23 protein-coding genes are annotated in these 22,294 nt (G+C 71.2%); 12 read left to right on the plus strand and 11 right to left on the minus strand.

Annotated elements, in window-relative coordinates:
- Positions 1-90: 90 nt before the first annotated feature.
- From AB0C35_RS37660 to AB0C35_RS37695, 8 genes are read right to left on the minus strand one after another with little or no spacing between them, the layout of a single operon-like run.
- Positions 91-1,494, minus strand: a complete 1,404-nt coding sequence (locus tag AB0C35_RS37660; RefSeq protein ID WP_358466794.1) for a glycosyltransferase — start codon at positions 1,492-1,494, stop codon at positions 91-93.
- Positions 1,487-2,626: a GNAT family N-acetyltransferase gene (locus AB0C35_RS37665; RefSeq protein ID WP_358466796.1), complete on the minus strand. Its 1,140-nt coding sequence runs from the start codon at positions 2,624-2,626 to the stop codon at positions 1,487-1,489. The genes AB0C35_RS37660 and AB0C35_RS37665 overlap by 8 nt, the downstream gene beginning before the upstream one ends.
- The gene (locus AB0C35_RS37670) at positions 2,623-3,402 is read right to left on the minus strand and encodes a Wzz/FepE/Etk N-terminal domain-containing protein (protein WP_358466798.1); all 780 of its coding nucleotides are present in this window, start codon (positions 3,400-3,402) and stop codon (positions 2,623-2,625) included. The genes AB0C35_RS37665 and AB0C35_RS37670 overlap by 4 nt, the downstream gene beginning before the upstream one ends.
- Positions 3,389-4,531 carry a glycosyltransferase gene (locus tag AB0C35_RS37675; protein ID WP_358466800.1) on the minus strand — a complete coding sequence of 381 codons (1,143 nt, stop codon included), beginning with the start codon at positions 4,529-4,531 and terminating at the stop codon, positions 3,389-3,391. The genes AB0C35_RS37670 and AB0C35_RS37675 overlap by 14 nt, the downstream gene beginning before the upstream one ends.
- Positions 4,528-5,235, minus strand: a complete 708-nt coding sequence (locus AB0C35_RS37680; protein ID WP_358466802.1) for a polysaccharide deacetylase family protein — start codon at positions 5,233-5,235, stop codon at positions 4,528-4,530. Before AB0C35_RS37680 ends, AB0C35_RS37675 begins: the two co-directional genes overlap by 4 nt.
- Positions 5,207-6,892 (minus strand): lipid II flippase MurJ, encoded by a 1,686-nt coding sequence (locus tag AB0C35_RS37685; protein WP_358466804.1) that lies wholly within the window; start codon positions 6,890-6,892, stop codon positions 5,207-5,209. Before AB0C35_RS37685 ends, AB0C35_RS37680 begins: the two co-directional genes overlap by 29 nt.
- Positions 6,889-8,328 carry an O-antigen ligase family protein gene (locus AB0C35_RS37690; protein ID WP_358466806.1) on the minus strand — a complete coding sequence of 480 codons (1,440 nt, stop codon included), beginning with the start codon at positions 8,326-8,328 and terminating at the stop codon, positions 6,889-6,891. The genes AB0C35_RS37685 and AB0C35_RS37690 overlap by 4 nt, the downstream gene beginning before the upstream one ends.
- On the minus strand, positions 8,325-9,779 hold the full coding sequence (locus AB0C35_RS37695) for an exopolysaccharide biosynthesis polyprenyl glycosylphosphotransferase (RefSeq protein ID WP_358466808.1): 1,455 nt from the start codon (positions 9,777-9,779) through the stop codon (positions 8,325-8,327). Before AB0C35_RS37695 ends, AB0C35_RS37690 begins: the two co-directional genes overlap by 4 nt.
- A gap of 512 nt (positions 9,780-10,291) precedes the next feature.
- Here AB0C35_RS37695 and AB0C35_RS37700 point away from each other — a divergent pair.
- The gene (locus tag AB0C35_RS37700) at positions 10,292-11,515 is read left to right on the plus strand and encodes an Ig-like domain-containing protein (protein ID WP_358466810.1); all 1,224 of its coding nucleotides are present in this window, start codon (positions 10,292-10,294) and stop codon (positions 11,513-11,515) included.
- 24 nt (positions 11,516-11,539) lie between these two features.
- Positions 11,540-12,646 carry a hypothetical protein gene (locus tag AB0C35_RS37705; protein WP_358466812.1) on the plus strand — a complete coding sequence of 369 codons (1,107 nt, stop codon included), beginning with the start codon at positions 11,540-11,542 and terminating at the stop codon, positions 12,644-12,646.
- Between the two features lie 11 nt (positions 12,647-12,657).
- On the opposite strand, the gene AB0C35_RS37710 is transcribed toward AB0C35_RS37705, so the two are convergent.
- Positions 12,658-13,143, minus strand: a complete 486-nt coding sequence (locus AB0C35_RS37710; RefSeq protein ID WP_358466814.1) for a hypothetical protein — start codon at positions 13,141-13,143, stop codon at positions 12,658-12,660.
- 564 nt (positions 13,144-13,707) lie between these two features.
- Positions 13,708-14,157, minus strand: a complete 450-nt coding sequence (locus tag AB0C35_RS37715) for an ATP-binding protein (RefSeq protein ID WP_358466816.1) — start codon at positions 14,155-14,157, stop codon at positions 13,708-13,710.
- A 146-nt stretch (positions 14,158-14,303) separates the two neighbouring features.
- On the opposite strand from AB0C35_RS37715, the gene AB0C35_RS37720 reads away from it, so the two are divergent.
- The 8 genes from AB0C35_RS37720 (at position 14,304) to AB0C35_RS37755 (ending at position 20,256) form a co-directional block, all read left to right on the plus strand.
- Complete coding sequence (locus AB0C35_RS37720; RefSeq protein WP_358466914.1) at positions 14,304-15,077, plus strand: helix-turn-helix transcriptional regulator; 774 nt, start codon at positions 14,304-14,306, stop codon at positions 15,075-15,077.
- Positions 15,074-15,280, plus strand: a complete 207-nt coding sequence (locus AB0C35_RS37725) for a DUF397 domain-containing protein (protein WP_358466818.1) — start codon at positions 15,074-15,076, stop codon at positions 15,278-15,280. The genes AB0C35_RS37720 and AB0C35_RS37725 overlap by 4 nt, the downstream gene beginning before the upstream one ends.
- Entirely contained in the window at positions 15,280-15,477 is a 198-nt protein-coding gene (locus tag AB0C35_RS37730) for a DUF397 domain-containing protein (protein ID WP_358466820.1), read from the plus strand. Before AB0C35_RS37725 ends, AB0C35_RS37730 begins: the two co-directional genes overlap by 1 nt.
- Positions 15,478-15,514: 37 nt before the next feature.
- Positions 15,515-16,636 (plus strand): methyltransferase domain-containing protein, encoded by a 1,122-nt coding sequence (locus AB0C35_RS37735; protein WP_358466916.1) that lies wholly within the window; start codon positions 15,515-15,517, stop codon positions 16,634-16,636.
- A 48-nt stretch (positions 16,637-16,684) separates the two neighbouring features.
- Positions 16,685-17,878, plus strand: a complete 1,194-nt coding sequence (locus AB0C35_RS37740) for an SMI1/KNR4 family protein (RefSeq protein WP_358466822.1) — start codon at positions 16,685-16,687, stop codon at positions 17,876-17,878.
- A gap of 132 nt (positions 17,879-18,010) precedes the next feature.
- Positions 18,011-18,604 carry a TetR/AcrR family transcriptional regulator gene (locus AB0C35_RS37745; RefSeq protein ID WP_358466824.1) on the plus strand — a complete coding sequence of 198 codons (594 nt, stop codon included), beginning with the start codon at positions 18,011-18,013 and terminating at the stop codon, positions 18,602-18,604.
- On the plus strand, positions 18,601-19,770 hold the full coding sequence (locus AB0C35_RS37750) for an FAD-dependent monooxygenase (protein ID WP_358466826.1): 1,170 nt from the start codon (positions 18,601-18,603) through the stop codon (positions 19,768-19,770). Before AB0C35_RS37745 ends, AB0C35_RS37750 begins: the two co-directional genes overlap by 4 nt.
- Positions 19,771-19,773: 3 nt before the next feature.
- Positions 19,774-20,256: a nitroreductase family deazaflavin-dependent oxidoreductase gene (locus AB0C35_RS37755; protein ID WP_358466828.1), complete on the plus strand. Its 483-nt coding sequence runs from the start codon at positions 19,774-19,776 to the stop codon at positions 20,254-20,256.
- Between the two features lie 45 nt (positions 20,257-20,301).
- Here the strand turns inward: AB0C35_RS37755 and AB0C35_RS37760 are convergent, their stop codons facing one another.
- Positions 20,302-21,324 (minus strand): DUF5919 domain-containing protein, encoded by a 1,023-nt coding sequence (locus tag AB0C35_RS37760; RefSeq protein ID WP_358466830.1) that lies wholly within the window; start codon positions 21,322-21,324, stop codon positions 20,302-20,304.
- A gap of 270 nt (positions 21,325-21,594) precedes the next feature.
- On the opposite strand from AB0C35_RS37760, the gene AB0C35_RS37765 reads away from it, so the two are divergent.
- Together AB0C35_RS37765 and AB0C35_RS37770 are read left to right on the plus strand one after the other, a co-directional pair.
- Positions 21,595-21,759: a hypothetical protein gene (locus tag AB0C35_RS37765; protein WP_358466832.1), complete on the plus strand. Its 165-nt coding sequence runs from the start codon at positions 21,595-21,597 to the stop codon at positions 21,757-21,759.
- Between the two features lie 79 nt (positions 21,760-21,838).
- On the plus strand, positions 21,839-22,285 hold the full coding sequence (locus AB0C35_RS37770; protein ID WP_358466834.1) for a hypothetical protein: 447 nt from the start codon (positions 21,839-21,841) through the stop codon (positions 22,283-22,285).
- The last annotated feature ends 9 nt before the right edge of the window (positions 22,286-22,294 follow it).

Genomic DNA, 22,294 nt, shown 5'->3' on the forward strand with positions numbered 1-22,294 from the left:
CATGTCGCATGACGTCGTGTACCAGTCGATCACGGACTACTGCCCGCACGGCGTCTGGGCGTGCGGCCGCAACCCGCGCTCCTCCGGCCTCTACCGCGACCTGTTCGGCGGCGTGACGGCCCCTTCCCCGGCCCCGCGGACACCGGAGACGCCGACGACCTCGACACCGTCCACGACCCCGTCCGCGACCCCGTCCGCGACACCGGCGCCCGGCACGCCGTCCACGACGCCTTCCCCAGAGAAATCCACCCCGGCGATGCCGGCGAAGCCGGGCGGGCCGGCGCCGAGCAGGCCGCCGACCACGGCCCGCACGTCGACCAGGGCCTCCTCGGGCGCGGCGCCGAGCCCGGCGACGCCGCGGGTGACGGCGGCGAGCAGCGCCACCGTCCGGGAGACGTCGTAGGCGGCGGACGCGGCGGCCGCCTCCCGCCCCTCCTGGTCCGCGACCAGGGGGAATAGGAGCCGCGCCGCGACCTCCTCGGCCAGCGCGGCGGGATCGTCCACCGGCACGAGGGCGCCGACCCCGGGACGGACGACCTCGGTGATGCCGGGAATGTCCGTCCCGACGAGGGGCCGTCCCGTGGCGAGCGCCTCCAGCGCGGTCAGCGGCAGCCCCTCCCACCGGGACGGCAGCACGACAACGTTCGACGCCGACAGCCAGTCGCGGGGATCCTGCACGGCCGGGACGAACAGGACGCCCGCCACGCGTTCGCGGCTCAGCATGCCCAGGTCCTCGCCATCCCCGACGATGGCGAGGCGCGCCGACGGGCACCGCTCGCTCACGCCAGGCCATGCCGCGACCAGCACGTCCTGCCCTTTCTGCCGGGTCAGGCGCCCGATGCAGACGGCGAGGGGCACCGCGGGCGGAAGGCCGAGCCGGGTACGCGCGGCCAGCCGGGCGGCGCCGTCGGCGGGCCTGAACCGACGCCGGTCCACGCCGTTGCGGACGAGCCGGTACGGGCCGCGCACGCCCGCGCGCATCCCCTCGCACAGCTCGCCGATCCCGACGCAGATCAGCGCGTCGCTCCAGCGGGCCGCGATCCGCTCCCAGCGGCGGCTGACGGCGCCCTGCCGGCCGGTGGCGGCGAGCCACGACCAGCCGTGCGGCTGGAAGATCGTGGGGGTGCCGCACGGCCGGAGCAGCAGCCGTCCCGCCAGCCCCGCCTTCGACGAGTGCAGGTGGACGACGTCGGGCGCGAAGCTGCGCACCAGGCGGCGGAGCCTCAGCGACTCCAGCAGCGTCCGGGGGCCGGGGGCGCGTCCGGCGGGCCAGTTGAACCAGGGCACGCCCGCCGCCGCGCACCGCGCGGGCAGGTCACCGCCCGGCGGGCAGGCGACCGCCACCTCCCAGCCGCGTCTGCGCTGGTCACCGGCCGCCTGCCCGATGTAGACGGCGACTCCGCCCGCGTTCGGCTGGCTGACGTGCAGCACCCGGAGCGGGGTGAGGTCCCCGCCCATGGACGCGGCGTCCACCCTGGGCGGGGCCTCAGCCATGGCCTCCCCGCCATCGGTGCCGCCGCGACGCGAGGTGCGCGCGGGTCCGGGCCAGGCCGGCGAACGCGGCGGCGGAGGCGGTCCGCCCGAGGATGATCCGCTGGTTCTGGACGGGCGTCGGCCGCCACTTCAGCTTGTACGGCTCGTCGCCGCGCAGCAGGCTGACGCCCTGCCGGTGGCGGTCCCGGGCGATGGCGAGGTCCTCGCGCAGCAGCATCAGCGAGACGTCCACGCAGCCGCGCAGGTCGGGGATGGCCCCGTACAGGTAGGCGCCGACGTGCCGGTGGCCGATGAGGACGAGGTCGCTGGCGACGAGCCGCTCGTCCCACCGGTACTGCAGGACGGCCGCGCGCCCGTCGCGGACCATCCCGGCCGCGGCCTCGGCCAGATGCCGCCGGAACCGTTCGCGGGTGTGCTCGGGGTTGATGGGGCGGCCCTGCCACTGCCGGACGTGCAGTTCCAGCAGGGCGTGGACGGCGTCCGAGGCGCCCTCCGCCGGGACGGACTCCACCGTGATGCCGCGGACGTCGATCTTGCGGAGTTTCGCGCGCATCTTCCCCGCGGTGCGGCGCGGCAGCCGCCCGAGGACGTCGTCGATCCCGGCGGCGGGCAGCTCCAGGCACACCGACGACGGCATCCGCCACGTCCGGCGCGGCCAGTGCCGGGCCACCTGGTGCGCCGCCGAGCCGGGACGGACCTCGCGGAGGTCGAGCGCGCACCATCCGTGCTCGTCCAGCAGGGCCCGGGTGAGGTGCCGGACGGCGCCGTCGGCGTACACGGGGTCGAGCAGGAAGTCGGTGAAGTCGCTCTGCTCCACCGCCAGCGGGACCAGCACGGGGAACCCGTGCCGCACCCCCGCCATCAGCGGGGCCGCCGCGACGAGCCGGCCGCGGCACCGGACCAGGACGAGGCGGAGCCTGCCGCCCGTCCCGTACCAGCCCCACCACGCCTTGAGCCACTCGTACGTCTGGAAGGGCGTCGCGGCCGGGCTGCGGTCGTACAGGTCGCGCAGTTCGCCGGCGAGCGCGACGAGCGCCTGCTCGTCCCGGTGCACCTCCACCGACCAGTCGACGGCGGACGGGGCGGCGGCGAGCGGCGCGACGTCCCCGCGCGCGAGGCCGGACAGGCTCATGTCCCCACCCCCGCGCGTTCGGCGCGCCTCGGCTCGGCGGCGTTCGGGATCGGGCCCGCGGCGGCGGTGTCCGGGCGGCGGCGGCCGGCGTCGACCCGGCCGCGGCGGCCGCTGATGACGGCGGCGGCGAGCCCGGCGAGCAGGACGCCGGACGCGGTGCCGACGGCGACGCCCAGCGGCAGGTTCGGCGACGACGGCGTGGCCGGCGGCGCCGCGAGCGTCATCAGCGCGACGCGGACCCCGGTGTCGCCGCGGTGCGCCGTCCCGTACCGGACGAGCGCGTCGGCGGCGGCGTTGGCGAACGCCGCCGCGTCGTGCGGGGTCCGCCCGACGCCGGCCAGCCTGATCAGCGGCGTGTCCGGCGACGTCGACGCCTGGACGTGCTCGCGGGTGGAGCCCGGCGCGGCCTTCGGCAGCGGGAGCGTGGAGTAGTCGAGGGTCTCCGGCAGCGGGGCGAGCCGCCCGTACGCCTGGGCGAAGCTCACCGCCGCGGGCCCCGCCTGCCCGGCCTCCCCTTCCTCGACGACCAGCACGAACGCGGCCGCGGTGTAGGTGGTGGGCGCGAACAGCGCGTACCCGAGGCCGCCGAGGAACCCGGCCAGGACGAACGCGATGGACAGCCCGAACCGTCTGAGCAGCGCGGCGAGCGGACCGCGCACCCGCCCGGCGGCCGCGGCCACCGCCCCGCGCACCCCGCGCCGCCGCCGGCGCACGCGCACGCCGGGCGGCCGGACCTGCTTCGTTCTCGGTCTCCGGTCGGCTTCACGTTGCGGCATCATGAGCCCTTTCTCGTGTCGGAATGACCCCGCAGAGGGACGGCTCGGAAAGATCGTCTTCGTAGAGCTGGGCGAGTTTGGCGGCCTGCTCGGCGATGGCGTAGCGGCCGACGACCGGCGGCACCGGCGTCCGCTCCCGCGTTCCGCGCGCGAAGCGTCCGAGTTCGGTGCTCCAGGCCCGCGCGTCGGTGGGCAGCCGCAGGGCGTGCGGCGCCTCGCCGGGCGGGCGGTCGTCGATGGCCGGGCAGGTCGTGTAGAGGACGGGGAGTCCGGCGGCCAGCGCCTCCAGCACGCCGAGGCCGAACGCCTCCTGGACGGACGGCGCGGCGAGGACGTCCATCGCCGCCAGGGCGCCCGCGACGTCCGACGTCCCCCCGGCGAAGATCACCCGTCCGGCGGCGCCGAGGTCGCGGGTCAGCCGTTCGAGGTGGCCCCGCTCCGGTCCGGCCCCGACCAGCAGCAGCCGGACGCCGTCCAGCGGCGCGATCGCCTCGATCAGCAGGTCGAACCGTTTGGTGGGGACGAGCCGCCCGACGGCGCCGACGATCGGCTCGTCCGGGAGGATGCCGAGGCGGCGGCGCGTCGAGGCGCGGCGCGCGGCGTCGAACGCGAACGCGGCGGCGTCGACGCCGTTCGGGATCACGACGATCCGGCCGGGCCGGACGCCCCAGCCGCGCAGGCGGGCCGCGACGGTCGGCGACACCGCGACGGTCGCCGACCCGAGCCGCTCGGTCGCCCGGTACAGCGCCCGGACGCCGCTCGTCGTGGCGCGGCCCTCGATGTGGCCGTCGCCCAGTGAGTGCTCGGTGGCGATGACGCGGGGCGTCCCGGCCATGCGGGCGGCGATGCGGCCGTAGACGCACGCGCGGTACAGGTGGGTGTGGACGACGTCGTACCGTCCGCGCCGGATCAGCCGCGCGAGGCGGGGCAGCGCCGCGACGTCCCGGTTGCCGCGCATGCCGATCTCGTGGACGGGGACGCCCGCGCACCTGATCTGCGCGCCCAGCGTTCCCGTCCGGGTGAGCGTCGCGACCTCGCAGGACACGGGCAGGTGGCGCAGCAGGAGGGCGAGCTGGCGTTCCGCGCCGCCGTGCTCCAGCCCGGTGATGACGTGCAGGACTCGGGTCACACGCGGCTCCGGCGCCGCAGCCCGTGGGGGAAGGCTCCGTGGGGGAGCAGTTCGTGGCGGAGGAGTTTGGCGCGCATCCGCAGCGGCCCGTCCCGGTCGCCGATGTAGGCGCGGGGCAGCGCGTGCCGTCCCGGCTCGCCGGGCTTGATGTGGCACGCGTAGTCGTAGCCCGCGGCGCGGACCGCCTCGACCTCGCGGGCCGCGGCGTGCCCGTACGGGTAGGCGAAGCCGGTGACCGGGCCTTCGACGAGCTCCTCCAGTCCGGCGCGGCTTTCCTCCAGCTCCTCGCGCAGCTCGGTGTCGTCCGTCTCGGGCAGCGATACGTGGTGCCTGCCGTGCGAGCCGATCTCGATGCCGGCGTCCGCGACGGACTTGATCTGCTCGGCGGTCATGAGGGGTTTGCGCGGGCCGTCGTCCCACGTGTTGTGGGTGCCGATCCGCCCGGACACGATGAACGCCGTCGCGCCGAACCCGTACCGCAGCAGCACGGGGACGGCCCTGGTCGCGAAGTCGGCGTAGCCGTCGTCGAACGTCAGCCCGATCAGGTTCTCCGCGCGGCCGGCGGCGTGCGCGTCCAGCAGCTCGGACATGCCGGCGCCGCGCAGCCCCTGCGCCCGCAGCCATGTCATCTGGCGCTCGAACCGCGCCGGCGACACCGTCACCAGGTGCGGGTCCTCATGGAAGTGGTCGACCGAGTGGTACATCAGCACCAGCGGCGCCGGCCGGATCTCCTCCTCCGCCTCCGCCTTCGCCGGGTGGGCCGGTTCGGTCAGGTGTGTCGGTTCGGTCGGCTGGTTCACTGATCTCCCCCGATTCGGTACGGCCGCGGCGTCCGGACGCGCCGAGCGCGCCGAGCGGCCCCACGGCGATCCATGAAGCGACGAGGCCGGGTCCCGCCAGGACGGTCAGGACGGCGAAGGCCGCGGCGGTGACGGCGCCGCCAGCGGCGAGCTGGACGATCGCGGGCGTCCCGGCGCCGAGCGCGCCGGCCGTGAGCAGGCCGGCGGCGCAGGCGCCGGCCGCGGTGAGCACGAGCCGGGCGACGTCCGCGGCGATCCGGCGCAGCGCGACCGGCGCGACGCCCGGCCGCAGTCCCCTCAGCAGTAGGACGGCGGCGAGCGTGATCCCGGCGGCGTTCGCGGCGGCCAGCGCGAGCGTCCCGGCGGACGCGGCGAACGCGCCGCCGATCGCGGCGGTGACGGCGAGGCCCACGGCGAGGACGCCGGCGGGACGCCACGTCGGCCGCTTCTGCGCGAAGAACGCGCGGGCGGCCAGGCCGACCGCCGACTGCCCCCACAGCCCGAGCGCGTAGACCCGCAGGATGGACGCGGTGCTCTGCGTGTCGGCGGACGTGAACTCGCCGTGCTCGAACAGCACCTTGATGACGGCGGGCGCGAACGCGACGAGGAACGCGGTCGCGGCCAGCACCATCGCGCTGGCGACGGCGAGGTCCTGCCGGATGCGGCGGGCGACCTGCCCGGTGTCCCCGTCCGCCGACGCGCGGGCGAGCCTCGGGAACGTCACCGTCACGATCAGCAGCGACAGGACCATCGGCACCTGCGCGACCTTCTGCGCGTAGTTGAGGTGCGAGATCGACCCGGCGGCGAGTTCGGACCCGAAGTAGCGCTCGACGAACACCTGCGCCTGCCGGGTCACGGTGTAGACGACGATGGGCGCGACGGCCGCGAGCCCGAGCCGCAGATCGACGTCCCGGACGGGCGAGGCGGGCGCGGCCGGCGACTCCCGGAGGCAGCGGACGAAGGCGGGGGCCTGGACGGCGACCATCAGGACGCTGCCGCAGGCGACGCCGATCGCGGCGCTGGTGATGCCGACGACCCCGGAGAAGCCCGCGATCAGCGCGAGGATCCCCGCGTTGTAGGCGAGGTAGATCGCGGCGGGCGGCCCGAACCTGTGGTGCGCGCGCAGCGTCGCGCTCATGAACCCCGCGACGCCGAACGTCACGAGGGTGACCGCTGTCAGCCGGACGCACTGGACGGCGGGGCCGCGCTCGGTGAGGCCGGGGGCGAGGACGTCCACCACGAGGGGCGCGGCGGCCACGAGGGTGAGCGTGCCCGCGGACAGTCCGAGGACCATGCGGGGCAGGGCCGTCCCGACGAGCGCGCGCGGACCGTCCCCGCGCGCGAGCAGGCGCGTGACGACCGGGACCATCAGCAGCGCCATGGCGTCCTCGATGAGGAGCGGCGAGACGGTCTCGGGGATCGTCCACGCGACGAGGAACGCGTCGGTGCCGGCGCTCGCGCCGAACAGGTGCGCCATCACGAGGTCGCGGACGAACCCGAGCCCGGTGCCGGCGCCGATCAGCACGCCCGACAGCACGGCGGCACGTCCCACCGAGGTCATGTCCGCGCCTCCCCCAACACGGCGCCTCCGGACACGGCGTCCCCAGGCACGGCGCCTGCGGGCACAGCGCCTCCGGGCACGGCGTCCCCGGGCACAGCGTCCCCGGGCACGGCGTCCCCGGACAGGTCGTCCGAGAAGGCCCGGCACGCCACGATCCCGAGAACGACGGCGATGAGCGCGCAGGTCGGCCCGCCCAGGTCGGCGTACAGGAAGTTGACGAGGAGGAACGCCATCAGCGCGACGCTCGCGAGCCAGAACGGATCGCGGACGCGGCGGCGCTTCCACAGCCCGGCCAGGATCACGGCGATCAGGGCGGCGAACCCGGCGAACCCCACGACGCCCTGCTCGGACAGGAACAGCAGGTACTCGTTGTGCGGCGACAGCAGCGGCTGCCGCACATACCCGTTGACGGGGTCGGCGGTCTCGCTGCCCGACGACAGTCCGATCCCGGCGTAGGCGTCGCGGTAGGCGGGGAAGTTCTTCACGCCGACGCCGGTGACGGGGTGGTCCTGCCAGATCCGGACGGCCGCGGCCCACAGGTTGTACCGGTCCTCCACCGACTGGTCGGGGTGGCTGATCGAGGCGGCCATCGACTTGGAGCGCTCGACGACGGCCTGCGCCCCGCCGCCCGCGCCGGCGAGCGTCAGCAGCAGCAGTGCGGAGCAGCAGGTCAGCACCTTCACCGCCGTCCACCGGTTGAAGATCACCAGGGTGAGGACGGCGGCGGCGCCGAGTGCGAGCCACGTCCCGCGGCTGAGCGCGAGCGCCAGCGCGACGGCCAGCACGCAGAGCCCGGCGAGCGCGGACGGGACGGCGGCGAGCCCGCGTCCGGGCGCCGACAACGCGAACGCGGTCAGGACGAGGAACGCGATCCCGACCACGATGGACATGGCCATCACGTCGAGCGCGCCGAACGTGCCGACCGCGCGGATGTTCTCCCCGCCCATGGACGCGCCGTTCCCGGTGACCGACTGCCAGATCCCGTACACGGCCTCGACGAGCCCGAGCGCCACCACCGACGAGCACACGATCGCGAGGTCGCGGCGGTCCCTGACGAGCAGGACGACGGCCAGAGGCACCAGCACGAAGATCTGGGCGTCCCGGACGAACCCGGGCAAGCTGGACCCGATGTCGGTCGAGCACACCGTGCTGATCCCGAGCCCCGCCACCAGCGGCCCGAACGCGGGCAGCGCCGCACGCGGCATCTCGGCTCGCCCGGTGACCAGCAGGAACGCCGCGACCAGGACCAGCGCGGCGCTGGCGAGGTCCCCCGCGGTGACCTGCACGCCGGGACCGAACGCCTCCGAGCCGGGCGGGATCGCGATGCTCACAACGGCCGCGGCGACCAGCCAGCTCGGCCGCCCGAGGGCCGCCCTGGCCGCCTTCGCGGCCCCGGCCGCCGCGGGCCGCGGGAAGGGGGGTGTGTCAGCGGTCATCCGGTGTCCCTGCACAGCATCGCCCGGACGGTCAGCAGCAGGATCTTCAGGTCGCCGGCGAACGACCAGTGGTCGATGTAGTGGTTGTCGAGCCTGGCGCGCAGCTCGATGGACGTGTCGCCCCGGAAACCGTGGATCTGCGCCCAGCCCGTCATCCCGACAGGGACCCGGTGCCGCAGCATGTACCCGGGGCAGGTGCGGGAGAACTGCTCGACGAAATGGGGGCGCTCCGGGCGAGGGCCGACGAGGCTCATGTCGCCGCGGACGACGTTCCACAGCTGCGGAAGCTCGTCCAGTGAGGTCGCCCTCAGGAACCGTCCGACGCGGCCCATGCGCTCGTCGTCCTTGACCGTCCAGCGGGTGTCGGACTCCTGCTCGTCCGCGGGCTTCAGCGTCCGGAACTTCAGCAGGACGAACTCCTCGCCGCCGAGACCGATCCGCCGCTGCCGGAACAACACGCCCGGCCCGCCCTCCGCCCGCACCGCCGCCGCGCACAGCGCCAGCACCGGCAACAGCAGAAACAGGATCAGGGAGCCCGCGACGAGGTCGAGCAGCCGTTTGGCGTACCGCGCCGCCGGCTCCCGCAGCCGCCAGTCGACCCGCGCGCATGGCAGCCCGGCCAGGTACTCCCGCCTCGTCGCCGCCACCGGGACGACGTCCGACGGCGGCTGGACGAGCAGCGTCTCGCACGGAAGCCCGAACGAGATCCGCAGCACCGTGTCCAGATGGCCGGGGCCGACGTCCTCGGCGACCACGATCAGCGTGTGGACGCCGTGCTCCTCGACGAGCGCCGGCAGGTCGGAGGTCTCCCCGAGGACGGGTGTCGCAGCCGGGCGGCCGGCCGCGTCGCCGCCGGCCACCAGCCCGACCGCGGCGAGCCCGAACTCCGCCCGCTCCCGCAGGATGCCGACGATGTTCCCGGCCGTCCCGCCCGTCCCGACGACCAGCGCCGGACGCGGCCGGGAGCGGCGGCGGTACGTCCTGATCGCCGCGTTCACGAACACGCGGACGACGAGTGACGCCGTCCCGGCCGCCACCGTGACCCACAGCCACGCGGCCGCCGCGCCGTGCAGCGGCCCGGGCTGCAGCATCACCGCGAGTGCCCCGACGACCATCGTCCGGGCGAGAAGCCTCGGCGCGTCGGCGAGCAGCGAGGGGTTGCGGCGCGTCCGGTACAGCCCGCCCGACGTGTTGCACGCGACCACGGCCACCGCCGCGGCACCGGGCAGGACGCCGCCCGGTTCGGTCCGCAGCGCGGCGACGGCGACGGCCATCACCCAGCCGTCGAGCACGGCGAGGAACACCGGGTACAGGACGGCCGGGATCCGCACCCCCGCCGCGCCGCGGCGGCGCGGGGCGACCGGGGCGAGGACGGCCACCGCCTCGCCCGTCGCGAGATCGGCCGGGGCCGCGCCGGAGTCGACGGAGGGACTCAGCCCCTGGGCTCTCATCGCGCGCCCCTTCACAGACAAGAACTCACCTGGGAGGTGACTTTGCAGGGCCGTCGCGGGCGGCCACGACCCAGCATCGCAGCGCGTCCCGGCGCGGATCCCCGCTTTTAACCACCCCCTCCATAATCTTGAATAGAAGATCAGGGCCAGGTCGCCCACCTGCGAGAACGCCCCAAAGAACACGCGGCTTCACCCTAAAGAACGGACCAATCCAGGACCTTTCTTCAGCACCTTTTCTTTTTCACCCGATTGAGCCTTCTTTCCTATGACGCGTCCCGGAGTGGGACCCCGCGCCGCCCGGCCGGCTCCGTTCACGGGGTCAAGATGGGCCGCCAAAGATCCGGGAAACCGCCCACCCGCGGCGAACCTTCGCGGGACGATGGGCGTACACGTGATCGGATGCCGCCGACCGGCCGTCCCGCCTCCGGGCGGGCCGGGACACGGCCCGTTTCCGTACGCGATCTTGTTGCCGTCCCGCTTCCCGCGGGCCCGGCGGGCTGATGAGGAGAACGGTGCGAGGCAAGGCGTTGGTGATGACGCTGGTCCTGGGACTGGCGGCGGCGTGCGGCGGCGGAGACGGCGGCGGGACGAGCGCGAAGAACCCCGACGAGGGCACCCCCCAGGTGACGATCACCCCGGCGAACGGCAGCGGCAAGGCCCGCCCCGACGAGGGCGTGACGGTCACCGCGTCGGGCGGCACGCTCGGCCAGGTCTCGGTGAAGCTGAAGGGCGCCGACGTGCCCGGCACGCTCTCCGCCGACAAGACCAAGTGGCACACCACGTGGACGCTGCGGCCCGGCGGCGCCTACCAGGTGTCGGCGACGGCGACGTCCCCCAAGGGCAAGTCCACCACCGCGACCAGCGCCTTCCGCACCAGCCGCGCCACCGCCGCCACCCGGATCAACAACGTCGTCCCGTCCGAGAACGAGACGGTCGGCACCGGGATGCCGGTCTTCATCCAGTTCAACAAGAGCGTCCCCGAGAAGGCCAAGCCCGCCATCGAGCGCAGCATCGAGATCTCCTCGACCACCCCCACGGAGGGCGCGTGGCGCTGGCTCGCCGCCGGCGAGTCGTTCAACGGCCTTCCGTCCGTGGTCTTCCGGCCGAAGCGCCCCTGGAAGCCTCGCCAGAAGGTGTCCGTCACCGTCCATTACGCGGGCCTGAGGATCGGCGACAACGTCTTCGGCGACAAGGACGTGACCCGCGCCTTCAAGATCGGCGACTCCCACACGATCGGCATCAACGCCAAGACCCACCGGCTCGTCGCCAAGCAGAACGGCCGCACCGTCCGCACCTGGGGCGTCAGCCTCGGCAGCGGCGGCGAAGTCAAGAACGGCGTCGACACCCTGCTCACCACCAGCGGCGTCCACCTCACCATGGACCGCAGCCGCCTGGAGCGCATGGTCTCGCCCGGCAAGAAGAAGGGCGACCCGGGCTGGTACGACGAGAAGATCCCGTGGGCGACCCGCATCACCAACAGCGGCGTGTACATCCACCAGAACACCGCCGACCCGGCCTGCCTCGGCAAGCGCAACTGCAGCCACGGCTGCGTCCGCTCCCCCGGCGACGACGCCAAATGGCTGTTCAACTGGTCCTACCGCGGCGACCTCGTCACCATCACCGGCACCAAGCGCGCCCTGGCCTGGACGAACGGCTGGGGCTACTGGCAGCTACCCTTCACCAAATGGGCGAAAGGCAGCGCCCTGGACAAGCCGGTGACGACCACCCCCGCCTGACCCCTGGGCCGACGGGAGCGACCTGTGGCATCGAAGATCGTCCTCCATATCGGCCTGCAGAAGTCGGGTACCACCTTCTTGCAGCACATGCTGCACGACGGCCACGATGCGCTCGCCGCGGCGGACGTCCTCTACCCCATCCCGCCGGACTGGGAGCGGGGCAAGCGGACCGTCGCCAATCACGAGTGGTCCAGCTACGGCCTGCTCGGCACGGAGTACCCCTGGGTGTCGGAGGTGCGCGCGTCCAGGGAAGAGCCCTCCTGGCACGCCCTGCTGGACCAGGTGAATGCCTGGCCGTCCACGGTGGTGCTGTCGGCCGAGGCCCTGTCGGTCATCCGGGCGGACGCCGTCCACCACCTGCTGGACTCACTCGGCGTCGCTGACGTCGAAGTCGTGGTCACGGCCCGGAGCTTGGGTCGCTCCCTCCCTTCACTCTGGCAGCAGCACATCCGCAATGGGCGGAGCATGAGCTTCGAGGCGTACCTCGGCGGCCTCGCCGCGCAGCGGGACAAGGGCTGGGACCACATCGAGGCCGATCCCGACGCGCACATCTGGCGCGCCTTCACCTTGAACAGGCTGGTCCTGCGCTGGTCTGAGGCGGGAGCGTCCCAGGTGTCCGTGGTGACCAGCCCCGGCAGGCCCCCTGAACTCCTCTTGGAACGCTTCACACAGGCGGCGGGCCTCCCCCGCCTCACGCATGTCCCCGTCGCGGACCGCCGGGCCCACACCGGCCTCACCGCTCCGGAGACGCTGGTCCTCGCGTCCTTGAACGCGGCCCTCCGAGAGAACGCCTGGCCCGAGCGGAAGGCCGACCAGGTACGGCAGGCCATCACGGAGAGGTTCCAGGCACGCGAGCAGCGCGGCGGCAAGGTCGCCATTCCTCCCGAATGGCGACCCCGCCTCGCCGCATGGAGCGGGGACGACCTCACCGCCCTCGAGGACACCGACGCCCGCGTAGTCGGCGACCTCAAGGACCTGCGCTACGACGCCGACCTGGAGAAGACGCTGCCGCCGACCGCCGAAGAGACCGGACGTGCCGGCGCCGAGGCGGCGCTCGCCTTCGCGGAGCCGGCGCTGCGGGAGTCCCCGATCCGCCGCAACACCCGCCGCCTCCGCCGATTGATCGGATAGAACGGTCCCCGCTACCGCTGGGTCAGCGTGCTGGACCAGTGGTACCAGGAGCCCCGCATGAGACGAGCGCTCGACTCCCAGCTTTCACCATGGGGGGCGATCCGCATTTCCGGGGAAAATGCCGTGCCCCCTCCCTCCTGGGTCAGGGAGCATCGGGTGAAGTAGTCGAAGAGCGTACGGTCGGTGTTGGTGTAAACAGCGCAGTTCCAGCGGTACCAGCCGGCGTTCAACCTGATCCGGTAGGTGTGCTGCGCGACCCCTGCGGGGTTGTACTCCTGCCACCTGTGGTTCCAGTTGTACTCACCCGCGGCCAGGTAGATCCGCCGGTCCTGCGGGCGGAGCCAGGCAACGGCGGGCGAGACCCAGATGGCGCTGTCGGCGAGGAACATCTCGGACTTGACGATCTGAGCTCCCGCCGCGTGGGCCGGCGGAGCCGCCAGCACACCACCGAGCAGCAAGGTCGACCCGGTGATCACTCCCGTGAGCGTACGTTTCATCGAACCCTTTCCCCCTTGGAAATTTGGCATCCGATTCGTGCATGAACAGAATTACATGAACTCTGCTATTGCACGTACTCCACAGGGAGGCCTTTCTCATACGCCACATGGAGTAGGAGGGATCACGAAAATCATCAGACTTCCGTTGATCAGAACGTCCACCCGTCGCGGACAACGTCCCCCCACCTGGGGAAATGCCAACAACGGCGAGGAATGCCTCCTTCAGTTCACCAGGTGGACGGGAACATGCGGTGCTTCAGGAGCAGATCCACCTGCTCTGCCGCCGCCTTGGCGTCCCCGCAAGGAAAGAGGTACCGGCCCGCCCCCGCTGGACATCGTGGTAAGCCCACGCCCCACCCTTGACGGCCCGCACACACACCACCACCCCGACGTCCTCCGCGACGCCACTGGCGTACACCCACAGCAACGGCCGCGGGAACTCCCGCCCGTACAACTTCACGCACCGCCACCCACGCGCCTGGACCGCCAGCGCGAGCACCTCCAGATACCGCACCGCGACCCGACGCCCCCACCACGTCCGCCACACCAGGACGAACCGCTCCCTCAGCATGCGACCGACGCCCACACCCACTTGCCCGACGGCTCGGTCTTGCGCACCCCGCACCCGGCCGACAGCGCCTCCACCAGCGGCAGCCCCCAGCCGCCCGTCCCGTCGTCGTACCCGGCGTCCAACGCCCGCGCGTCCGCGACGACATCGTCCAGCGTCATCTCCACCACCGGCCGAACCACCGGCATCTGCTCGGACGAGTCCCACACCGCCAGCACCACCGCGTCGGCCTCCCGCGTGAACCGGACCCGAACCACCCGATCCGGCGTGCTCTCCACCGCATTGGCGACAAGCTCCCCGGCGATCAGCAGCACATCCCCGGCGATCTTCTGAAGCCCCCATTCGGCAAGCCGGAACTCCACCAGCGTCCGCACCAGCCCCGACGTCGTCCCAGCCGCCAGACACGACATATCCAGTTCGCCCGAATTAACGGCTTTGATCCCCATCTCACCTGCCCCTTCGCCTGTTCGTTTTCCGGGACAAGAGTGGGTCCGTCGCTTTATCTTGACCATACTTTCGAGTACGCAGAAAACAAAAGATCTCTCGGGGGTCACCGATGGAAAGCCATGACTCGCTGGACCCGCGCTCGTCCATGTGGGACCTCGTAGCCGTTCAACTGCGGAATCTCCGCCTGAACCACGGATGGACGTGTCAGCAAGTAGGAGATGTGGCCAACGCGTCCCGCTCACATGTTTCGAACTGGGAAGCCGGACGCCGACGCCCCTCCGTGGCGAACCTCGCCCCACTCGACGAGGCCTGGGACACCGCGAAACTGCTGACCTCCCTCGCCGAGCACGCCAAAGACGGCCACGACCGCCCGCGCGTCGGCTCCTTCCTGCAGTACGAGCAAACCGCCATGTCGATCAAGAACTACAGCTCCGATGTGATACCCGGCCTGCTCCAAACCGAGGACTACGCCCGCGCACTGTTCCGACGGGGCGGAGTCGTGGACGACATCGAAACCGCCGTCCGGGAGCGCATGAAACGACAGCAACGCCTCCACGGCCCCACCCCACCCAACCTATGGGTGGTCCTCGCACAACCTGTGCTGTGGTGGCAGGTCGGCAGCCCCGCCGTGATGCGCAGTCAGATTGACCACCTGTTGCAGGTATCGGAATCGGACCATGTGAGCCTGCGAGTACTACCGGTCTCGGCCGGCTGGCCAGGGGTGAGCGGGTCGCTCGTACTCATGACCACACGGGACTCCGAGGTGGCATATCTGGAGTCAGGACGCATGGGCAGGCTGGTCGAACGCCCGCCCGAAATAGGGGAGTTCAACGTAAGCTACGACCGAATTGGGGCACTTGCGCTCCCCGAGGACCAATCACGGACACTGATCGAGCACATGCTAGGACTGATCCAATGATCACATGGCGGAAGTCCAGCCACAGCGACGAGACCGGAGGGCACTGCGTAGAGGTGGCAAACCTCCCCGACGGCGTCGCCATCAGAGACAGCAAGGCACCCAAGACCGGCACCCTCACCCTCACCCCCCATGCCTTCACCATCCTCGTCCAGCACTTGAAGCTGTCCCGGGCGTCGCTCAGGGACGCGACGGAGAGCATGTGATGACGACTTCCCCCACATGGCGAAAGAGCAGCCGCAGCACAGAGGGCACTTCCGAGCAGTGCGTGGAACTTGCGCGACTTCCGGACGGCATCGGCCTCAGAGATAGCCAGGCCCCCGACACCGGCCACCTCACCCTCACGTCTGAGGCCTTCGCGGCCTTCCTCGCTCGTGCCAAGCAGAGTGCGGCCTCGCGCTGACCACCACGACCTGCACTCCCGAGGGAAATAGCCGGTGATGGGCGTCGAGCGGCGTATGGATGCGCTGGTCGAGCGGCTTTCGGCCGCTGGTTGGCTGACCCAGAGCCGGGTGAGGACGGCTTTGCGTGACGTCCCTCGGCATGCCTTCGTTCCACCGGTGGCATGGACCGGTGAAGGTGATCGAGTGGACAGGGCCACCGCGCCCGAAAGCTGGCTGGACCTCGTCTACCAGGACGACGCGATCATTACCCAGCTCGATGACGGGCAGACCGAAGTCACCGCGGGGAACGGCAGGTTCACGTCTTCTTGTTCGGCGCCGAGCACCGTGGTGTCTCTGCTTGAGTTGCTGGACGCCGAGGTGGGGCACCGGGTGTTGGACGTCGGCACAGGCACCGGATGGACGGCGGCCTTGCTTTCCCGGATGGTCGGGGCAGAGAACGTGACCAGCGTGGAGATCGACCCGTCTGTTTCCACGCAGGCCGCGGAGAATTTGAAAGAGGTGGGCCTGTCTCCCCGTTTGGTCGTGGGCGATGGCGCCGAGGGCTGGGCGGAAGAGGCTCCCTTCGATCGGGTGCACGCTTCGTGCGGGGTGTCGCACGTCCCTCATGCATGGGTACGGCAGACCCGGCCAGGCGGTGTGATCGTGACGCCGTACGCGCCAGGCTTCGCCTCCGGCCACGAACTTCGGCTGGTGGTCATGCCCGATGGGACGGCGGTGGGCAGGTTCACCGGCTATGCCTCGTACATGATGATGCGTTCGCACCGGCAGCCTTCTTGGCCCGCTCCGGGTGATGGAGGAGCCGAGTCCACGACGCCGATCGATCCTCGAACGATCGGTTACGCACCGGCCGGCGCGGATCTCGCCATGGGTGCGTCCCTGCCGGGTGTCAACGCCCGGGGCTACCACGAGGACGGCACCTACGTGCTGCGGCTGTGGTCGGCGGACGCATGGGCGACCGCGACCTACCAGCCGGGGCAGCGTGTCCACCAGGTGCGCATGTCAGGAGACCGGAACCTGTGGGAGGAGGCGGCCCGAGCCTATTTCTGGTGGGTCGGCCATGGCAGCCCGGCCCGTGACCGCTTCGGGCTCACCGCCGCTTCCGGGACGGAAACCGTCTGGCTTGACGTGCCGACCAACGCGATCCGCCCCGCTGTCTGACGAGCGGCTGCGGGAACAACTGTCGGGGCTGCTTGTAATGATCGGTGGATGCAGCATGCCGTGGACGAGTCGTGGAACATCATCGTGGAATGGCTGGCCCGGCATTCCCCGCCCGAACTCGCATTGATCCGGCCACCGGCGGCAGAGGACGACATCCGCGAGACGGAACGCGGCGTGGGCACCGTCCTTCCCGACGATCTGGTGGCCTGGTGGCGGCGGGCTGACGGCCAGGCAGGCCACGGCAGCCTGATGCCGTGGTTCTACTCGCCACACTCGGCACGTGAGGCCCTGAACAAGCGGAACGTATGGATGACGGCCTGGAACGGGGTGATGGAACAGGCGGCCCCTGAACGGTTCGCGGCATATGTGGCACAGGAGGATCAGGCGCCGTCCGGCACCCCCTGCAAGGGCGCCTGGCTGCCGAGCTGGTTGCCGGTCGCCGGCGACGGAGGCGGTAACGACCTTTTCGTCGACCTTCGTCCTGGTCCGGCCCATGGCTGCGTTCGGGAGTTCTTTCGCGACGCCGGAGCCAGTGACGCGGCACGCTGGGACAGCGTGGCGGCGATGCTCGCCGACGTAGCCGCCGGGCTCACTCAGGAGGCCCCGGTGCACGGACACCGCATCTGGGTCGAAGACGACGGCAGGATCTCCTGGGACAGCGACGCGAGCCGCTGGTCGATGGGCGGTCGCACGCCGGTGGACGTCGGGAGGTTGCGGGCGCGGTACGCCGCCTTCGTGACCGAGGCGCGGACGGGCGGCTTCGGCCCGCCGCCGGACGGCTCGTGGCCCGCTGAATGGGTCGCCGCGCACGTGGCCCGCAACAGCGAGCTGCTCATCGCCACTACCCGGGCTGTGCTCGCCGACGACCCGGCCGGCCGCGAGCAGCGGCGCGCCGCAGCGTTGGCGGCGCAGGACTGGACGCGGCTTCAGGAATTGATGGCCTCCGCGGAGCTGGCGGCTGCCGGCATCCGCTACGACAACTCCGACGCGATGGATCCGGCCACGCTCGATCGCTATGCCACCGGCGGACTCAGCGCACTCGCAAGCCAGGTCGAGGGTCTGGGTGCTCGGCTCTGCGAGTTGGTCGGGCCGCTCAACCGGGGCCGGCCGACGGCACACGTCCACATCGTCGACGCGGGCACCACCATTCTCGACGCGCGAAAGGGCTGGCTGGGGGTGCTCAACGCGCTCTGGACGCGCCAACTGCCGCTGCGCACCCGCCAACTCCGCGCGCTGCGCTGACCTCTGCCCGGGGCGCATCGGTGCCCCGGGGTGCGTTGCGTGGTCTTGCAGGCCCGGCCCACGGCGAGTGGCCGACACCAGGGGCGACGGCCTGTGCGGGGTTGGCTCACGGTCGTGTTGTATCTTGGCCATATGACCAACTTGGCCGATCGACCAAATTCGCCTCGCGGGGATCGGCGGCGTGAGGAGCTGGTGGAGGCCGGTGTCGCGCTGCTGGGGGAGGACGGGTGGCCCGGCGTCACCACGCGGGCCGTGGCCGGACGGGCCGGTACCAACCCCGGGCTGATCCACTATCACTTCGGCGGCCTGGCCGGGCTGCACGCGGCGATCTTCCGGCGGGCCACCGACCTCATCATGAACCCGCTGGTCGACGGGCTTCTCAGTGCTCCGGACGAGCGGTCGGCGCTGGTGATGGTGCGGCACATGCTCGCCGAGACGCCGGGTGACGAGCGGACGACCCGGCTGGCCGCGGAGCTGATCGCGGGTGCGACGCGCGATCCCGCCCTGGGCGCGGTGCTGCGCGACGGGCTTCGCCAGGCGCGCGTGCAGATCGCGGACCGGCTGCGGGCGCTGCGTCCCGGCTGGCCGCCGGAGCGGCTGACCGGGGTGGCAACCTTGATCACCGCGTCGATCGACGGGCTGATGCTGCACTACATGATCGATGGCGACCTTCCCGTCGGCGAGGCGCTGTCCGCGGTTGGCGAGTTGCTGGAGGACGACCGGTGAGGGTTCTCATCTGCGGTGGCGGGATCGCGGGACTCACGCTGGCGTACTGGCTGAGGCGCCGCGGCATCGAGCCGGTGGTCGTGGAGCACGCTCCACACGGCCGCCTGGGCGGCTACGGCATCGACTTCTTCGGTACGGGGTACGACGTCGCCGCCCGCATGGGCATCGTCGATCAGCTGACACCCCATCGGCTGCCGGTGGATTCGGTCGACTTCGTCGACGCCTCCGGGCGCGCGGGCGCGCGGCTGACGTCGGCGCTTCTCGACAAGATCATTCAGGGGCCGCATCTCCCACTGATGCACACGACCCTCGAAGGCGCCCTTCTGGACGCGGTGTCCGATGTGGAGATCCGCTTCGGGGAGACCATCGCCGCCGTGCGCGATGAAGGTTCGGCCGTCGAGGTCGACTTCGCGGGCGGCGGCACGGAGCGGTTCAACGTGCTGGTGGGCGCCGACGGGGTCCATTCACGGACGCGGGAACTCGTCTTCGGGCCGCACGGCCGCTTCGAACGTCAACTCGGCTGCCGCCTGGCGTCCTATCCGGTCACCGACCGCTATGACTGGGGCCGGGTCCGGGCGCACTACACCGAGCCCGGCCGGCAGAGCGTCGTCTACCCGACCGGGGAGGCCGGCGGGCTGATGGCCTTGTTCCTGTTCAGATCCCAGGAGGCGACGAGCGTCCCGCGCGCCGAACGCCTGGACCTGCTCCGCTCGACCTTCGGCGACATGGGCTGGATCACGCCGTCGCTGCTGGCCGACGCTCCCGCCAGCGAGTCGATCTTCATGGACACGATGACGCAGATCGTGATGCCCTCCTGGCATCGCGGGCGGGTGGCGCTGGTCGGCGACGCGTGCGGCTGCATGACCATGGTGTCGGCGCAGGGCGTGTCCATGGCGATGGCCGGCGCCTACGTCCTGGCGGAGGCGCTGCAGGCCGAGGGCGACCACGTGCGCGCGTTCGACCGGTACCAGGCACGGATGCGCGGAGAGGTGACCCGGCGGCAGCGCAACGCCCTGGTGTTCGCCCGGTCGCTGGTGCCGCGCTCCCGCGCCGGCCTGATCGCCCAGAACGCCGGCAACCGGCTGATCATGCGTGCGGCGTTCGCACCCGTGCTGCGCCGCCAGTTCGGCGCGACGAGCATTCTCCCCCCGCGAGGAAAGGACTGAACCATGGAGATCGTCAACAGGGCCGAGCCGCCGACCGGGCTGCGCCGCAGGCTGTGGCGGCTTCCCATCCGGCTTTACCGCATGGGGCTCGGACCGCTGCTGGGACGCCGCGTCATGCTGCTCAACCACACCGGCCGCGTCTCGGGCCTGCGACGCCAGGTCGTCATCGAGGTCGTCCAGCACGACGAGCACGGATACGTGGCGGCCTCCGGGTTCGGGCCGCGCGCGGACTGGTACCGCAACGTCATGGCCACACCGAACGTCACCATCCAGATCGGCGGGAAGGTCGTCCAGGCGACGGCCGCGCCGATCGAGACCGGTGATGGCGCCGAGATCATGGCCCGGTATGCGACGCAGCACCCGGCCGCCGCCCGCCGACTGTGCAAGCTGATGGGCTTCGCCGTCGACGGCGGCGTGGACGATTACCGCGAGGTCGGCACGCACATCCCCTTCGTACGGTTCACTCCACGCGGCGATGGTGCCTAAACTGTCGGGTCGCGTCGGCGAAGCGAGCGATCGTCTGGCCCGGCGTCATGCGATCTCCAGTGGGCGGGAAACGTCGTCATCGTTCCACATCGCCGTGAATTGATCATAAAACCGGCCGAACCAGAGTGGGTCGTGTTCTTGGCGAAGAACGAAGCCGGGTCGAAGCGACGATGCCTGCCGCCATGACCAGAACCACACGAATGCCTTGGCGTCGCCGTCGGTCTCTGCATCGAAAAAATAGGCCGTGAACGGTGGAACGATGTCATATGAACGGACCTGGAGCTTTCCAGCCCCCTTTGCGGACTGCAGGAGAGAGGTCAGCGTCGCGAGGCCCGCGCGGTGCTGGTGCCGTACGGACTCCTCCGATGCCTTCCGGGTAGAACTTCGACGGTTCGCATCGATGACCGCACGGCCCTCCGGATCCTGTAACAGGACCCTCAGCCGACCGCCTCCCCGGAGCAGGCGAATGATCTCCGCGGAGTACGACACCAGCATTCGGTTGTGCCCGAAGCCGCATATGTCGACCGTGTGGGCCGATTCCCACGCCGCAACGAACAGCCGGCTGTTCCGCACATAGTCCTGGTCGAAGAAGGCCGAGGCGGCAATCCCGCTCGGAGACTCCGGCTGGGCGGCGGTTTCCAGACTTCCGCTTACGGACTCGGGACGATGTCCGGCCGCCTTTCTCGTTCTGAGGAGAAGCTGCAGGATGGCGGTGTCGACCTTTTCGCGGACCTTTCGCTCATCCAGTTCATGCTTGACCGCATAGTCGGTCACTCTCGAGGTCCACAGCCCGTCTCCGAACTCGAGGTCGAAGTTGAAGGCCATCCGAAGAAGCACGCGGTCCCGTTTCGGAGCGGCCTCCACGAGGGCGATGAGACGTCTGAGCCCGATGGCGAGCTGGGCGTCGTCCTCCCCCACCATTCCCAGCGTGTGGCGCCGGAAATCTCCCGGCAGCTGGAGCATGTCATCCGGCTCCGGGTCGCCGCGGCCAATGCGAAGTCGTTGCAATGCGCCGAATGCGGCTGAGAAGCCCTGCGCCTCGGCCAGCCGCTTGATCCCAGCCGACATGATTCAAACGTAGCCGCGCGGAGTACGAGGCGCTACCACAGCCGCTCTCCCGTCACCGATCGTGACGGCTGGAGAATGAGCTCACTTTGTGGCCGACCGGGCCATCGAAGTTCGATCACTTGCCCGCCGAGCCCAATGGGAGAGGCTGGGGACCACTGGGCCCCACACGTGCGCTGTTGGGTTTCCGCAGGTGTGCGCCATTCTCGACTAAGCCATTCGACCGTCCGCAGCAGGACATCACCCGGCATCTCGAGAAGGAGGAGCACAACGATGACCACCGAGGAGAGGGCTACTGAGCGCAGCCGCCCGTCCCTACGTCACCAGTCCCCGCAGCGCCTCCTCCGTGTCACCGCGCGGGCCACCGCGCAGGCCGCCGCCGCCGGGGTCGGCTCCACTCTCGTCCAGTTGGCCGTGTGGTGGATCACTCAGAGGTGATGCTTCAAGCCGTTAGGTTGGCGTTCGTGGCCGGAGGGAAGGTTCGTTGAAGATTCGGTGTGCGTGCGGCGAGCTGATCGTGGATCAGACGGACTTCATCTCGTACAAGGCCCGTTTCATCGCCGACCAGGACTGGGACGACGCCGTCGGCGACGAAGACCGGCTGTGGTCGTGTAGCCGGCATATGTGGCAGTGCCTCGCCTGTGGACGGCTGTACATCGATGATCACGACGGCGGTCTTCAGTGCTTCGTGCCGGAGTCGGCGGAGGCGCCGGTCAACCTGCTCCGCTCCGTCCATCGGGATCGGTGGAAGCGGCCGATGGTGGGCAACTGGCGGACGGGCGCGGACCGGGGCGATCTGTGGTGGGGCTTCGGCGTGTCCGACGAGGGCATGGAGGAGTTCGACCGGTGGGACGACCTTGAGCGGCGCTACTTCGAAGTCTTCAAGCGGCTGCGGGGGGAGGACCTGCTGAGGTCGGCGCTCCTGCGACGTGCCGGACGGACCGTGCACGCGTGGCCACAGTGACGGGACGAG

It is taken from the genome of Spirillospora sp. NPDC048819 (assembly GCF_040650055.1).
In the GTDB taxonomy this organism is placed as follows: Bacteria; Actinomycetota; Actinomycetes; order Streptosporangiales; family Streptosporangiaceae; genus Spirillospora.

Coding starts and splice junctions, on each gene's coding strand:
- AB0C35_RS37735 (WP_358466916.1), top strand. CDS start 15,515: ATGGGCGTCGAGCGGCGTATGGATGCGCTGGTCGAGCGGCTTTCGGCC.
- AB0C35_RS37680 (WP_358466802.1), bottom strand. CDS start 5,235: ATGTACCACTCGGTCGACCACTTCCATGAGGACCCGCACCTGGTGACG.
- AB0C35_RS37765 (WP_358466832.1), top strand. CDS start 21,595: ATGACCACCGAGGAGAGGGCTACTGAGCGCAGCCGCCCGTCCCTACGT.
- AB0C35_RS37755 (WP_358466828.1), top strand. CDS start 19,774: ATGGAGATCGTCAACAGGGCCGAGCCGCCGACCGGGCTGCGCCGCAGG.
- AB0C35_RS37670 (WP_358466798.1), bottom strand. CDS start 3,402: ATGCCGCAACGTGAAGCCGACCGGAGACCGAGAACGAAGCAGGTCCGG.
- AB0C35_RS37745 (WP_358466824.1), top strand. CDS start 18,011: ATGACCAACTTGGCCGATCGACCAAATTCGCCTCGCGGGGATCGGCGG.
- AB0C35_RS37685 (WP_358466804.1), bottom strand. CDS start 6,892: ATGACCTCGGTGGGACGTGCCGCCGTGCTGTCGGGCGTGCTGATCGGC.
- AB0C35_RS37730 (WP_358466820.1), top strand. CDS start 15,280: ATGACGACTTCCCCCACATGGCGAAAGAGCAGCCGCAGCACAGAGGGC.
- AB0C35_RS37690 (WP_358466806.1), bottom strand. CDS start 8,328: ATGACCGCTGACACACCCCCCTTCCCGCGGCCCGCGGCGGCCGGGGCC.
- AB0C35_RS37710 (WP_358466814.1), bottom strand. CDS start 13,143: ATGAAACGTACGCTCACGGGAGTGATCACCGGGTCGACCTTGCTGCTC.
- AB0C35_RS37740 (WP_358466822.1), top strand. CDS start 16,685: ATGCAGCATGCCGTGGACGAGTCGTGGAACATCATCGTGGAATGGCTG.
- AB0C35_RS37760 (WP_358466830.1), bottom strand. CDS start 21,324: ATGTCGGCTGGGATCAAGCGGCTGGCCGAGGCGCAGGGCTTCTCAGCC.
- AB0C35_RS37720 (WP_358466914.1), top strand. CDS start 14,304: ATGTGGGACCTCGTAGCCGTTCAACTGCGGAATCTCCGCCTGAACCAC.
- AB0C35_RS37725 (WP_358466818.1), top strand. CDS start 15,074: ATGATCACATGGCGGAAGTCCAGCCACAGCGACGAGACCGGAGGGCAC.
- AB0C35_RS37715 (WP_358466816.1), bottom strand. CDS start 14,157: ATGGGGATCAAAGCCGTTAATTCGGGCGAACTGGATATGTCGTGTCTG.
- AB0C35_RS37660 (WP_358466794.1), bottom strand. CDS start 1,494: ATGGCTGAGGCCCCGCCCAGGGTGGACGCCGCGTCCATGGGCGGGGAC.
- AB0C35_RS37695 (WP_358466808.1), bottom strand. CDS start 9,779: ATGAGAGCCCAGGGGCTGAGTCCCTCCGTCGACTCCGGCGCGGCCCCG.
- AB0C35_RS37665 (WP_358466796.1), bottom strand. CDS start 2,626: ATGAGCCTGTCCGGCCTCGCGCGCGGGGACGTCGCGCCGCTCGCCGCC.